This is a genomic window from Pseudoalteromonas sp. R86517 (genome assembly GCF_042466295.1).
In the GTDB taxonomy this organism is placed as follows: Bacteria; Pseudomonadota; Gammaproteobacteria; order Enterobacterales; family Alteromonadaceae; genus Pseudoalteromonas; species Pseudoalteromonas atlantica.
The window spans coordinates 3,323,872-3,337,078 of sequence record NZ_JAXHCB010000001.1; the positions used below are offsets into that span (position 1 = coordinate 3,323,872).

General features: G+C 42.9%; 8 protein-coding genes. 7 read left to right on the forward strand and 1 reads right to left on the reverse strand.

From position 1 onward, the window contains the following. The first annotated feature begins 89 nt into the window (after positions 1-89). From SJY38_RS15050 to SJY38_RS15080, 7 genes are all read left to right on the forward strand, one after another. Positions 90-1,829: a solute:sodium symporter family transporter gene (locus SJY38_RS15050; RefSeq protein ID WP_286741687.1), complete on the forward strand. Its 1,740-nt coding sequence runs from the start codon at positions 90-92 to the stop codon at positions 1,827-1,829. A 212-nt stretch (positions 1,830-2,041) separates the two neighbouring features. After that, positions 2,042-4,468, forward strand: a complete 2,427-nt coding sequence (locus SJY38_RS15055) for a TonB-dependent receptor (protein ID WP_054983875.1) — start codon at positions 2,042-2,044, stop codon at positions 4,466-4,468. Between the two features lie 210 nt (positions 4,469-4,678). Beyond that, positions 4,679-6,262, forward strand: coding sequence for an alkaline phosphatase (locus tag SJY38_RS15060; protein ID WP_054983876.1), 1,584 nt, complete (start codon positions 4,679-4,681; stop codon positions 6,260-6,262). An 11-nt stretch (positions 6,263-6,273) separates the two neighbouring features. Continuing rightward, positions 6,274-8,061 (forward strand): alkaline phosphatase, encoded by a 1,788-nt coding sequence (locus SJY38_RS15065; RefSeq protein WP_024034005.1) that lies wholly within the window; start codon positions 6,274-6,276, stop codon positions 8,059-8,061. Between the two features lie 162 nt (positions 8,062-8,223). Continuing rightward, positions 8,224-8,937 carry a hypothetical protein gene (locus tag SJY38_RS15070; protein WP_286741684.1) on the forward strand — a complete coding sequence of 238 codons (714 nt, stop codon included), beginning with the start codon at positions 8,224-8,226 and terminating at the stop codon, positions 8,935-8,937. 318 nt (positions 8,938-9,255) lie between these two features. Continuing rightward, entirely contained in the window at positions 9,256-10,674 is a 1,419-nt protein-coding gene (locus SJY38_RS15075; protein ID WP_277053822.1) for a hypothetical protein, read from the forward strand. Between the two features lie 113 nt (positions 10,675-10,787). Next, on the forward strand, positions 10,788-11,243 hold the full coding sequence (locus tag SJY38_RS15080) for a hypothetical protein (RefSeq protein WP_277053821.1): 456 nt from the start codon (positions 10,788-10,790) through the stop codon (positions 11,241-11,243). Between the two features lie 31 nt (positions 11,244-11,274). On the opposite strand, the gene SJY38_RS15085 is transcribed toward SJY38_RS15080, so the two are convergent. Then, complete coding sequence (locus SJY38_RS15085; RefSeq protein ID WP_377110092.1) at positions 11,275-13,164, reverse strand: monovalent cation:proton antiporter-2 (CPA2) family protein; 1,890 nt, start codon at positions 13,162-13,164, stop codon at positions 11,275-11,277. Between the last annotated feature and the right edge of the window lie 43 nt (positions 13,165-13,207).

The window sequence follows — 13,207 nt, forward strand, 5'->3', positions numbered from 1 at the left end:
AGCAAACACACACAACACACGTAACACACACAATAATAAAGATATTAGCTTACTTTTTACCGAGTAAAGTAAGCTAAAAGGGGCGTAAGATGGAAGGTATGAACATTACCATGACACTGCTATCGTGCTTGGCGTTTATGGCGCTGGTAGGATATATCTCGTACCAAAAAACCAAAGGGGAAGTTAACACCCAAGACGGCTACTTTTTAGCGGGGCGTGGTTTAACAGGTACATTTATAGCGGGGTCGATGATCCTCACTAACTTATCGGCCGAGCAACTTATTGGCCTAAATGGCTCAGCGTATGGTTACAACCTAAGTTCAATGGCGTGGGAAGTAACAGCTGGGATATCAACCATTATAATGGCGCTGATCTTTTTACCACGGTATTTAGCCGGCGCGTTTTCTACCTTGCCTGAATTTTTACGGGATCGTTTTGACGATACCGTACGCCGTATGACGGTGATCTTATTTATGGTAGGGTATTGTTTTATAACGATCCCTTCTGTTTTGTACTCAGGATCAATCGCCGTTCTTAGGTTGTTTGATGTGCCCACCTTATTAAACTTAAGCTATCAAGCAAGCCTAATTGTCACCATTATTATTGTGGGCTCCGTGGGCGCTATTTACGCGGTATTCGGCGGTTTAAAGGCGGTTGCCGTATCAGATACCATTAACGGTGTTGGGTTATTAATTATTGGTATTTTAGTGCCTACCCTTGGCCTTATTGCCCTTGGCGATGGCAACTTTGCCGATGGCCTAAGCACATTGGTAAACACTGATACCGAAAAGCTTAACGCCATTGGTAGCAGTGACGATCCCGTGCCATTTGGCACCATTTTTACCGGTATGATCCTCGCTAATTTATTTTATTGGGGCACCAATCAGTACGTGATCCAGCGTACACTAGGCGCTAAAAACTTAGTAGAAGGCCAAAAGGGCGTGTTGTTTTCAGGGTACTTTAAAGTGCTAGTACCCTTTATGATGATGATCCCAGGCGTAATTGCGTATCACCTTTATAAGCACGAAAGCTTACAAACCATAGATTTAGCTTACCCACATTTAGTTAAAGATGTACTGCCTCAGTACTTATCTGGGTTCTTTTTAGCGGTGCTACTAGGTGCGGTATTTAGCTCGTTTAATTCGCTGTTAAATAGTGCCGCCACGTTGTTTTGTTTAGATGTATACAAACCCATGAAAAAAGACAAAGTAAGCGACGAAAAGCTGATTAAAGTGGCCAAAATTACCAGTATTGTAATTGCTGTTTTATCGTTTATTACCGCGCCATTACTGATGTTTGCGCCAGAAGGTTTATGGCACATCATTCGTGTATTTACCGGATTTTACAACATTCCGGTCATCACAATTGTGCTCGTGGGGTTATTTACTCGCAAAGTGCCTGCACTGGGCGCTAAAGTGGCTATTGTTTTTCATGTTATTGCCTATACTTTGCTTAAATTTGTGTGGGATGTAGATATTAACTTTATCCATATTTACGCCATATTATTCTTTATTGAGCTGGCCATTATGTTAGGTATTGGCTACTACAAACCTCTTGCCACACCATGGAACTTTACCCGCAAAGCCGAGGTAAACCTAAGCCCGTGGAAATACGCACTGCCTTGCGCGATTGTATTAGTAAGCTTAATTATAAGCTTGTACATACTGTTTTCTCCGCTTGGATTGGTGGGTGGCACCAGCATGTACTTTGTACCAAGCTTAATTGCTGTTTGGACTAGCGCCTTTTTGCTTAGCTGGTGGAGCGTACGCCGATGGCATAAGCGTTACCAAAGCAGCTTGGCGCATATTGGCGTTGCTAAGGTGACATAATGCGGCGTTATATTCTTTATACAAATTTTAAATCACATTTTATTCACATAATGTTTGCAATAGAACATAAGTTTGTTTAAGTTTATATCTCTTATATAAGACATAAGAGATATAAGGAAAATAACTACAACACTCTGGCACCGCTTTTTAGCAACCCACACACTTGCTAGCGCGGTAATTTAACAGCACACACGCACAATTTGGAGAATGACATGAGAGCTAAAAAGTCCGTCTTAAGCTTGGCAGTCACGTTAGCAATGACAACGGGTTTAGCACTAAGCACGCAAGCACATGCGCAGCAAGAGCAAACTGAACAACAAGCAGAGCAAAACAATAACGACCAGTTTGAAAAAATTGTTGTTACCTCACAAAAACGAACGCAAAGCCTAAACGAAGTACCGCTTGCGGTGTCTGTGCTTAATAGCGACCAGATTGATTCGGCGTTTGCTAATAATATGGAAGGCCTGCAGTCACTTGTGCCTTCGGTGAGTTTTAGAAAAGGCACCACAACCCGTAACTCTGCGCTAACAGTGCGTGGTATTGGTACTATTTCGTTTAGTATTGCTGCTGAGCCAAGTGTGGCAACCGTAGTTGATGGCGTGGTGCTAGGTCGCTCTGGTCAAGCCTTTGCCGATTTATACGATGTATCTCGCATTGAAGTACTACGCGGCCCACAAGGTACACTATTTGGTAAAAATGCTTCGGCGGGTGTGGTAAACATTACAACCAAAGATCCTTCGTACGATACCACCGGCAGCGTAGAAACCTCGTTTTATCAAGACAACGAATACCGCTTTAAAGGCGTGGTAAGCGGCGGCTTAACCGACGACTTAGCAGCAAGCTTAACCGTGTTTAAAGGTAAGTTTGATGGCTACATTGATAACGTTTACAACAACGAAAAAGTAAACGGCTATGACCGTGAAGGCGCACGTGCTGTATTTAAATACGAGCCAAGCGATGATTTAAACGTAAAATTTATTGCCGAATTTTATAACGCCGACGACGACTGTTGTGCCGATTTAGAAGCCCTGCCAAGTGGCCGTAACCCAGATTCAGACGCAGCCCCCAACAGCAACGGTATTGTTGATGGTGTGGCCGATATTGACCTAGACCAGCGCAAAGTTGATCACGACTATGAGTCGCGCACTATTGACGAACACAGCGCGTTTTCGGTACAGGTTGATAAAACTATTGGCGACTACACATACACCTCTATTACTGCGCAGCGCTCGTGGGATAACACCGAATACCGCGAAGGCGACTTTACCTCAATTGCTGGCGACAGTAACGAACCTGTATTTGGCGCGCCCTTTCAATTACACGATTTAGGTGCCCAGCAGTGGGATCAGTTTTCGCAAGAATTTAGAGTCACCTCAAACCTAGCGGGTCCGTTTAACTATGTGGCTGGCTTATTTTACTGGAACATGGACTCGCAACGTAACTTTACCCGTGACGCAAGTTGTCAAAATAACGGTGGCCAACTAGACGCTGCAATGGCGTATTACGCACAAAATAACTTAACCGGTGCAGAGCTTGATGCCGCATTGGCCGACTTAGACGGCTACACACAAAGCTTAGGTGTAAGCTGTAATGCTAACGATATTGTATCGGCAACCGCGTACATGAGCACCGAGTTTAACAACTGGGCAGCCTTTGCCGATGGTACTTACGATTTATCTGAAGACTTACGTGTACTGTTTGGTATTCGTTATACCGACGATGAAGTGTCGTACACACACCGCCGCGTAAGCAATGACGAATTTGGCCGCACCGGTGTAGGTGTACGCTCAGCAGCACTAAATACTGACGAATCAGGCAGTGCAGAAGAAACCAACGTGTCGGGTCGTTTAGGTATGCAATACGACCTAGGTGATGGCCAAATGGTTTACGGTACTTACTCGCAAGGCTATAAAGGCCCTGGTTTTAACGTGTACTACAACTTTAATCCAGATAACGATAGCCGCGAAATATCGCCAGAAGAGTCAGACGCGTACGAGTTAGGCTACAAATACGCAAGCCGCGACTTTGTATTTAACTTTGCCGTGTTTAGAACCGAAATTGAAGGCTTTCAAGCCAATAACTTTGACTGTTCAGACGGCACTTGTATTACCCGTTTAACCAATGCTGGTGATGTAAGTACACAAGGTGCTGAGGTTGACTTTATGTGGGCGGCTACCGACTCACTTACGTTAACTGGTGGTATTGCGTACATTCAGGCCGAAATTGACGAGTTTAATTGTCCGGCAGAGGTAGAAGCAGGCTCATGTACTGACCGCTCTGGCTTAGATGTCCCGTTTTCGCCAGATTTAAAATACTCACTAAGTGCTGATTACTTTATTGAAACCGAGCACGACTTTAATATTCATATAAACGGCTCTTACATTTACACCGACGAGCAATACTCAGACCTACCAAACAATGTAGGCGAGTTTAACCCAGCTGCGTTACTGCCAGATTACGGTATTTTAAACGCAAGTGTGGGTTTATCGTTTAAAGATGATGCATTTAGAGTATCGCTTATTGCTAAAAACTTAACCGATGAAAGCTACGTAACCACCTACAGTGGCGACAACTTCCGTTACCAAATTCCGCGTGATGCAGAGCGCTACTTTGGCGTATCGTTTAAGGCGCGTTTTTAATTTTATAAATACATCCCTGTGAAAATTGTGCTAAGCGCAGCGTTTAACCGCTGCGCTTTTTTGTGTCTTAATTTTGTCATGGTTTAGTCATTGTTTTTTAATTAAAAGTACTCTTAGAGGTCACATCTATTTTCTATAGTGCAGCGGTTACTTATTTGAGGTTTACGCTTCAAGCAAAAAATAACCACTACACAATGGGAATAATAAAGGATGAAAATTAAAAAAGTTGCTGCGGCAGTTGGCTTAACGTTTATGTTAAGTGCTGCAAGTCATGCCGATGTATTACCACAAAGCCAAACAGACAATGACTGGTATACAAATGCCCAAACCACACTCGCCACAAAAACTGCGCTTGCACAAAGCCAGCAAACAACAAAAGCTAAAAACGTTATTTTATTTGTAGGCGACGGCATGGGTGTATCTACCCTTACCGCAGCACGTATCTTAAAAGGACAAAGAGCGGGCGATTTAGGTGAAGAAGGTTATTTAAGCTTTGAAGAGTTCCCGTACTCAGCACAAGTAAAAACATACAACGTAGATGCACAAACACCAGATTCTGCAGGCACAATGACCGCGATGATCTCAGGGGTTAAAACCGATGTAGGCGTTATTGGTGTAGACGAAGATATAGAGCGCGGTGTGTGTTCAACTGTATCGGGTAATGAGCTTTTAACAGCAACAGAACTTGCTGAAATTAAAGGCCTAGCAACCGGTGTAATTTCAACAGCGCGTATTACCCATGCAACGCCAGCGGCAACCTATGCAAAATCGGCAGACCGTAACTGGGAAGATATCTCAGACATGCCAGAAACCGAAACTGCATGTGAAGACATTGCCTCGCAATTAGTTAATTTTGAAAAAAATCTAGAAGCACGTTTTGTAGGTACCGACGTAGACGGCCTTGATTTTGTAATGGGTGGCGGACGTCGTCACTTTTTACCAAAAGATGAAGCAGCTAACTCAGCAGATGCACTTAGCGCTGTAGAAGGCGATCGTACTGATGAACGTAACCTAGTTACTGAGTGGCAAACACAATACCCACAAGGTACTTATGTTATGGACCAAGCAGGCTTTGATGCCATTGCAGATGATGCCACTAAAGTGTTTGGCTTATTTAACGAATCGCACATGCAATACGAAGCAGACCGCGCAAACGATATTGCCGGCGAGCCATCGCTTAGCGAAATGACCAGCAAAGCAATTGATGTATTAGGTAAAAACGAAAATGGCTTTTTCTTAACCGTTGAGTCGGGCCGTATTGACCACGCACACCACGCGGGTAATGCCTACAACGCACTTAACGACACCATTGAATTTGCTAAAGCCGTGCAAGCTGCGGTAGATAATACCAACCCAGAAGAAACCCTTATTTTAGTAACCGCCGATCACAGCCACGTATTTACTATTGCTGGCTACCCTAAACGCGGTAACCCAATTTTAGGCCAAGTAGTTGCCGTAGGCGAAACCACACCAAGCCTTGCTGCCGACGATATGCCTTACACCACAGTAGGTTATGCAAATGGTTTAGGGTTTAGAAATTTAGTTGATGAAACAGATGCCGATGCAGCATATACAACTGGCCCAGTTGCTGGACGTGTAGAGCTTAGTGGTGTTGATACTACCAATGTTGGCTTTCACCAAGAAACCACTGTCCCTCTTGGCTCAGAAACCCATGCCGGTGAAGATATTTCGCTGCATGCAAAAGGCCCTGGTGCACAGCTAGCTCAAGGCGTAATTGAGCAAAACGTAGTATTTCATTTAATTAATCAAGCTCTTGAACTAACTCAGCAATAATGGCGGCTAACATGAACAAATTAACAGTACTTTCTTTAGCAGTAATGGTCGCGCTAGCAGGTTGTAGTGACGACGACAAAGACGAAAATAATATTCTCGCGGTAGATAACACCATTGCAGTCGGCTCTGAGCAATGTGTTAATGGCGGCGTAGAAACCCAAACTGGCGTAGATACAAACGGCAACGGCGTGCTAGATAGCGACGAAGTTACCTCTTCTAACTTAGTGTGTAATGCACCTGCTACGTCACTTACCAGCGAGCAACTTGCCACCCTAACTACTAACGCATGGTATGGCGATGCACAAACAAAGCTTGCGGCAACACAGCAAGCTAATAGCGAAGTGGTTACTGAGTCGGGCAAAGCGAAAAACGTTATATTATTTGTTGGCGACGGCATGGGTATTTCTACCGTAACAGCTGCACGTATTTTAGCAGGCCAGCTTGAAGGCGGTTTAGGTGAAGACTACCAGTTAAGCTTTGAAAAAATGCCGTACTCAGGTTTTGTTAAAACTTACAACGTAGATGCACAAACGCCCGATTCAGCAGGCACAATGACGGCAATGGTATCAGGTGTTAAAACCGATGTGGGCGTAATTGGTGTAGATGAAGACATTGAACGCGGCGACTGTGCCACGGTAACAGGCAACGAACTAGTTACCTCGTTAGAGCTTGCTGAAATAGCAGGTAAAGCAACCGGCCTTATTTCAACAGCACGTATTACCCATGCAACACCTGCAGCAACGTATGCTAAATCGGCTGACCGTAACTGGGAAGATAACTCAGATATGCCAGAGGGTACTGAAGCCTGTGAAGATATTGCATCGCAACTTGTTAACTTTGAAGCCAACCTAGAGTCGCGTTATGCGGGTATTGATGTAGATGGCATTGATGTTGTAATGGGCGGCGGACGTCGTCACTTTTTACCAAAAGATGAAGCAGCAAATTCAGCCGATGCAGTAAGCGCAGTAGAAGGCGACCGTACTGATGGCCGCAACCTAGTAACTGAGTGGCAAACAACTTACCCAAGCGGCACTTACGTTATGGACCAAACTGGTTTTGATGCAATTAGCGACGATGCCACTAAAGTATTTGGTTTATTTAACGAATCGCACATGCAATACGAAGCCGACCGCGCAAACGATGTAGCGGGCGAGCCTTCGCTTAGCGAAATGACCGAAAAAGCAATTAACGTACTCGATAACAACGACAATGGCTTTTTCTTATCGGTAGAAGCAGGGCGTATTGACCACGCGCACCATGCGGGTAATGCCTACAATGCCCTAAACGACACAGTAGAATTTGCAAAAGCTGTGCAAGTGGCAATGGAAAACACTAACCCAGAAGAAACGCTAATAGTAGTAACTGCCGATCACAGCCACGTATTTACTATTGCAGGCTACCCTAAACGTGGTAACCCAATATTAGGTAAAGTTGTTGCCGTAGGTGAAACCGAGCCAAGCCTAGCTGCCGACGATATGCCATATACCACAGTTGGCTACACCAACGGTGGCGGCTTTAGAGATTTAGGCGATGAAACCGATGCCGATGCAGGTTATGCTTTTGCACCTGTTACAGGGCGTGTAGATTTAACCGATGTTGATACAACTTCAGCGGGCTTTCACCAAGAGGCACTTGTACCACTTGGCTCAGAAACTCACGCAGGTGAAGATGTTGGCGTATACGCAATGGGCCCAGGCGCTCACTTAGTTACAGGCACTAACGAGCAAAGCTTTTTATTCCATGTAATGGACTTTGCAGCAGACTTAGTAACTACCGCTGATGAAAAAGTAACGCCATAAGTAATTTACTACGTACGCTCAGCACATAAAGTACGTATTAAAAATGAGGTATTTAAAAACAACTCGTACGCTGTGCGAGTTGTTTTTTTATGTCATAAAAATGCCACTGTAAATGGGTATGGTAATGCCTATTACAGTGACGTTTAAATAAGAGATAATTTAATGAAACTAGCATTATTTTTAATGGCAACACTTGCCAGTACCAGCACCCTAGCGCAGCAATGTAATATTGATAGCGCGCATTTAAAAGCCGACTATAAAATTACCAATACTCATAAAAACGAGCAAAGCACGCAATCACTTACGCTTTGGCGAAACAACTCACAAGTTGCGCATCAGCGTGAGGTAATTACTGAGCTTTGGCAGCACTTAGCTAACAAGCAAATTCGCCCAATTCGTTATTTTAATGCTCAGCAACGCGGTATTGAGTATCAGCCATCTGAGGTACGCGGTGTACAAAGTTGGAGCGCTAAAAGTCAGCTGGTGGATACGCATTTAATCGAAAAAATGACCCTAGTTAACACCCAAGGCAACGGCTGCGATGAAGTAAAAAACTACACACTTTCTGAGGGCGACAACCAATTTAAACTCGCTTTATTTACCAAATCAAACTTGGTTAAAAGCTTTAGCGTAACCAATAAAAAAAGCGATACCCATACTTTGCTAAGCCTTAACGATGTAAACAGCAATAAAGCAGAAATAACCGCACAGTTTGCCAAGTGGGATCGCTTTCAAACCACCGACTACGCCGACATAGGCGATAACGAAAACGACCCGTTTTTAGCAAAAATGATCAACCTAGGCTTTATAGAACACGGCGCAACGGGGTTTTATAATCAGCAAGGTAAAGCGATTCAAGGTGGGCACCACCATTAGGCTTTAGATTATTATAGCCCATAACTGACTTGCTCTATTGGGGCTTAGTTTAAACTCTAATACAGAGTCAGTTATAGGCAACAAATTTAAATGAAGAACACGTTACTTTAAATTACTACCCCAGATGCGAGCCAATCAAACTGCCCTCCCTTATTTCTGAAAGAACCTACCGAAAGAAAATTATTTAAAATTGGTAAATATTTAATCTATTTGATACAAATAGAGCTTCGCACAAATAGGGACGTCTTTGTGAAAATAAGGAAATGCCCTTTGATAAAACTGTTATTTTTGAATAACACTCGCAAGGAATAAACTTAGATGAGTAATGGAATAATTGTAACCTCACAAAGCCAGGTAACTATTGGAGTAGATCAATTTTCAACTGGATTATCTACATATCTAACTGAGCTTGGGCTCCCGAATCATAACGTACTGGTACCTGTACCAGAAAGATCACGTGTTATAAATAACCTTCCCGAAGTAATTAACTTAGTAGATTCAAGGCAAAGAAGCTCCTCGATTTACTTATCAAAATTTATTGCAGCATGTGGGGCTGGGCTTTTTGATGCTGCTCTAAATTTTATTTGGGATGAAACAGTTCTTAGTCTTCGCAAGAAAGTGATCCAGTTTGACCTAGAGTACTTTTATGACAGTGTTGTGACTGATGAAAATAGAAGAAAAAAAATCAATGGTGAAGATGATTTAACCAAACTTGATGAATGGGAGCTTGTTAGAGGTTGTCATTTAACAGGAATACTATCAGACATTGGTTTCAAACATTTAGACTATATTCGTGATATGAGAAACTGGGCGAGCGCTGCTCACCCAAATCAAAATGATTTAACTGGCTTTCAACTAATATCTTGGTTAGAAACATGTATTAAAGAAGTAATTGGCAAAGAACCTGAGGGACCCGTGATTGAAGTAAAAAGGTTTCTAGGGTGCATTAGAAATAATAATCTTAGTACTATTGATGCTCAACCAATCAATGCAGGAATAGAACGCCTCCCTTCTGATTTGGGTACTTCATTACTTCGCACATTATTTGGTATGTATACTGCGAAAGGTGCAAGTATACAACTAAAAAGCAACATAAAGCTCGTATGTGTTAAAGCATGGAATATAAGCCCTGACGAAGTTAAATATGAATGCGGCTTTAAATATGCGACATTTGCATCCAACGCTGAAATAGAAAGAAGAGACACCGCTCGTGAATTTTTAACTTTAGTAAGTGGGCTACCTTTTTTACCAAGTGATACTTTAGCTGTTGAATTATCAGAAAAAATTAATAATTTATATACTGCTCATATCGGCTTTAATAACTTTATCAATGAATCGGCACATGCTCGAGTACTCGATTCTTATGTTTCATCTACTGGAGCTATTCCAGATTCAGTTCGAAAAAATTATGTAAAAACCGTTGTAATGGCAAAGATAGGGAATGGGTATGGAATATCAAGTATGTCCGTTTCATACTATGACAGCATGCTGCAAAAGTTTGGAGAGCTGGAAATTAAAGAGTTTGTATCTTTACTTGAAGACCGAGAGTTTTCCTCACGTCTTACTTTAACTCCATGTGGCACAAATTATAAAGCGTTAGCAAATTATTTATTTTCAAGAACTACTAATCAGGTTTCACAGCAAGCAATACAAGCAATAGGCCAAGCTTCTGGAGATCAACTATCTAGCTTAGGTAAAGATACAAGGTACAAACAATTAATTCATAGCTATGCATAGCTAGATATAAATAAGCTAAAATATATGCTTGATTAATTTGTATTCCATTATAACGACTTAAATTTAGTTCATTTAAAAAACTTGAATTTTCGTTTACTAAAAGGATATTTAGGATGCTAAATAAAAGATCTATTTTACTAATCTCTAGCCTATTAACTATTGGCGGCTGCGCTTCTCCTGGGCCAATGCAAACTGCAATGGGGCCAATGAATACGTCTGCTTTTGAGCCTGTAATTTTAGATACAGTAAAAGATGGCTCAGAAAAAGTGCACTTTAAAGAGTGGACAACTATGTATGAAAATAAAGAGTTGCAGCAATGGGGTGTTTTTTTCATTACAGACAATGGAGCATACATGGCTGAGTGGGATTTTAGAGGTTATGAGTATAACCTCAGATATAAACTTCTAGCTAAAGAGCTTGATGCCGTCTCAGATGATAAGGTGGTTCGCGATATGTGGACGGATTCGAACCTGCTAATTCTTCAAGATAAAAGTGGGCATAAAGTTGGCTTTGCTTTAAATGGAAAAAATGCAGCACGCGCTATACTCAAGGAAATAAGTGCTGAGTAATTATAGCAAGAGCATTATATAATGCCTGACACTACTCAATATGAGTATCATCAGGCTTTTTAGGCCTATCAGCGAGTTCTGTTAGGCCGTCTTCACAGTCGCCGCTGTCGCAGGTATTTAAATCACTTTGTGCCTGCTTGTCTTGTTGCAGTACTTGTTTCAAATCTTCCATACGTTGTCGCACGGCTACGCCGTAGCTGGCGTCGTCGCCCCACAGTTCGGCTAGTTGCAATACGGCAGCGCGGTCGTGGTCTCTAAATAGTTTTCCGGCGCGCTGGGCATCTTCCTTGTTGTTACCTAACAGCTCTAGTGCATCTACCGCTAAGTTAATGGCCGAGTCGACCGTTTCGCGGTTAAAGGCATCTACTTTTAAATTAAGTAATTGATAGGCGTGGCGGCGGTCGATAGCGCGGGCAACAATTTTGAGCTGCGGGTAGTTTTTATGCGCAAGCTTAATAATTTCGAGGGTTTTGTCTGCATCGTCTATTGCCACAATTAGCATTTGTGCGGTGTGCGCGCCTGCGGCTTTTAGCAGCTCTTGGCGGGCAGCATCACCATAAAATACGGTATTGCCAAAGCGGCGTAGGAGTTCTATTTGGCTTGGGCTGTGATCAAGTACAGTAATTTCGTAGCCTTGGGCGTGTAATAAGCGCCCCATAATTTGCCCAAAGCGACCATAGCCTGCAATTATAACGTGTTTAGCACTGCTAATTTGCTCGGGCTTATCAAACTCGGGCGCACTGTTACTGGTGCGTTTTTGTAGTTGCTCGTAAGCCATTAATAACAGTGGCGCAACCAACATTGAAACAGCCACCACTAACGTCACTAAGCTTGTTTGCTCTGGCGTTAATATACTTAATGTAGTGGTTACGCTTAAAAGTACAAAGGCAAATTCGCCGCCTTGTGCCAGCGCTAGTGCAAACAGTAAACGCTGCTTTTTACTAATATTAAAGGTGATGGCAAGGGTAAATAAAATGCAGGCTTTTACTACAATAAGCAGCGCAACGAGTGCAATAACGGTTGTAAATTCATCCGCTAATAATTCAAAGTTGATTGATGCGCCAACAGTGATAAAAAACAGCCCTAAAAGTAGGCCTTTAAAGGGCTCTATATCGGCTTCTAACTCGTGTCTAAATTCGCTTTCGGCAAGGACTACACCCGCTAAAAACGTACCGAGTGCAGGTGATAAACCAATACTTTGCATTACAAGGGCAATAGCCACCACTAAAAACAGCGCAAAAATAGTAAATATTTCACGCATGTGGGTTTGCGCTATGTATCTAAATAACGGGGCCGACACATATTTTCCGCCGGCAATAATAGCGGCGATAACCGCTACCGATACGCCAACTTGTTGCCATACCGGCCAGCTTGCAATAATGGAGTCGCTAATGTCTTTTGAGCTACTTTGCGGTGCAAAAGCCAGTAGTGGCAGGAGCGCTAAAATAGGAATAATGGCGATGTCTTGAAACAGCAAAACCGAGAATGCATTTTGCCCGGCTTCTTGCTTTAGCCAGCCTTTTTCTTCAAGGCTTTGCAGTACAATAGCGGTTGATGACAGCGCCAGCATTAAGCCAATAGCCAAAGCGGTTTGCCAATGCATGGTAAAAACCCAATAACAAAACGCAAAAATAGCCGCGGCGGTAAGTACGACCTGTAAGCCGCCAAGCCCTAATATTGAATGGCGAAGCTTCCATAAACGGGCTGGTTGTAGCTCAAGGCCAACCAAAAACAGCATCATCACTACGCCAAATTCGGCAAAGTGCATTACATCTGTTTGATCCCCCACAATACCCAGGGCGTAAGGGCCAATTAGTATGCCCGCAATTAAATAACCAAGTACCGAGCCAAGTCCCACTCGCTTGGCAATAGGTACAGCCACTATGGCCGCCGCTAAGTAAATTAAAGCTATTTCTAACACGCGTATATCCTAATAGTATCAAGGCTTTTAGCATGGCTTAGTG

Coding starts and splice junctions, on each gene's coding strand:
- SJY38_RS15050 (WP_286741687.1), top strand. CDS start 90: ATGGAAGGTATGAACATTACCATGACACTGCTATCGTGCTTGGCGTTT.
- SJY38_RS15060 (WP_054983876.1), top strand. CDS start 4,679: ATGAAAATTAAAAAAGTTGCTGCGGCAGTTGGCTTAACGTTTATGTTA.
- SJY38_RS15055 (WP_054983875.1), top strand. CDS start 2,042: ATGAGAGCTAAAAAGTCCGTCTTAAGCTTGGCAGTCACGTTAGCAATG.
- SJY38_RS15065 (WP_024034005.1), top strand. CDS start 6,274: ATGAACAAATTAACAGTACTTTCTTTAGCAGTAATGGTCGCGCTAGCA.
- SJY38_RS15070 (WP_286741684.1), top strand. CDS start 8,224: ATGAAACTAGCATTATTTTTAATGGCAACACTTGCCAGTACCAGCACC.
- SJY38_RS15075 (WP_277053822.1), top strand. CDS start 9,256: ATGAGTAATGGAATAATTGTAACCTCACAAAGCCAGGTAACTATTGGA.
- SJY38_RS15080 (WP_277053821.1), top strand. CDS start 10,788: ATGCTAAATAAAAGATCTATTTTACTAATCTCTAGCCTATTAACTATT.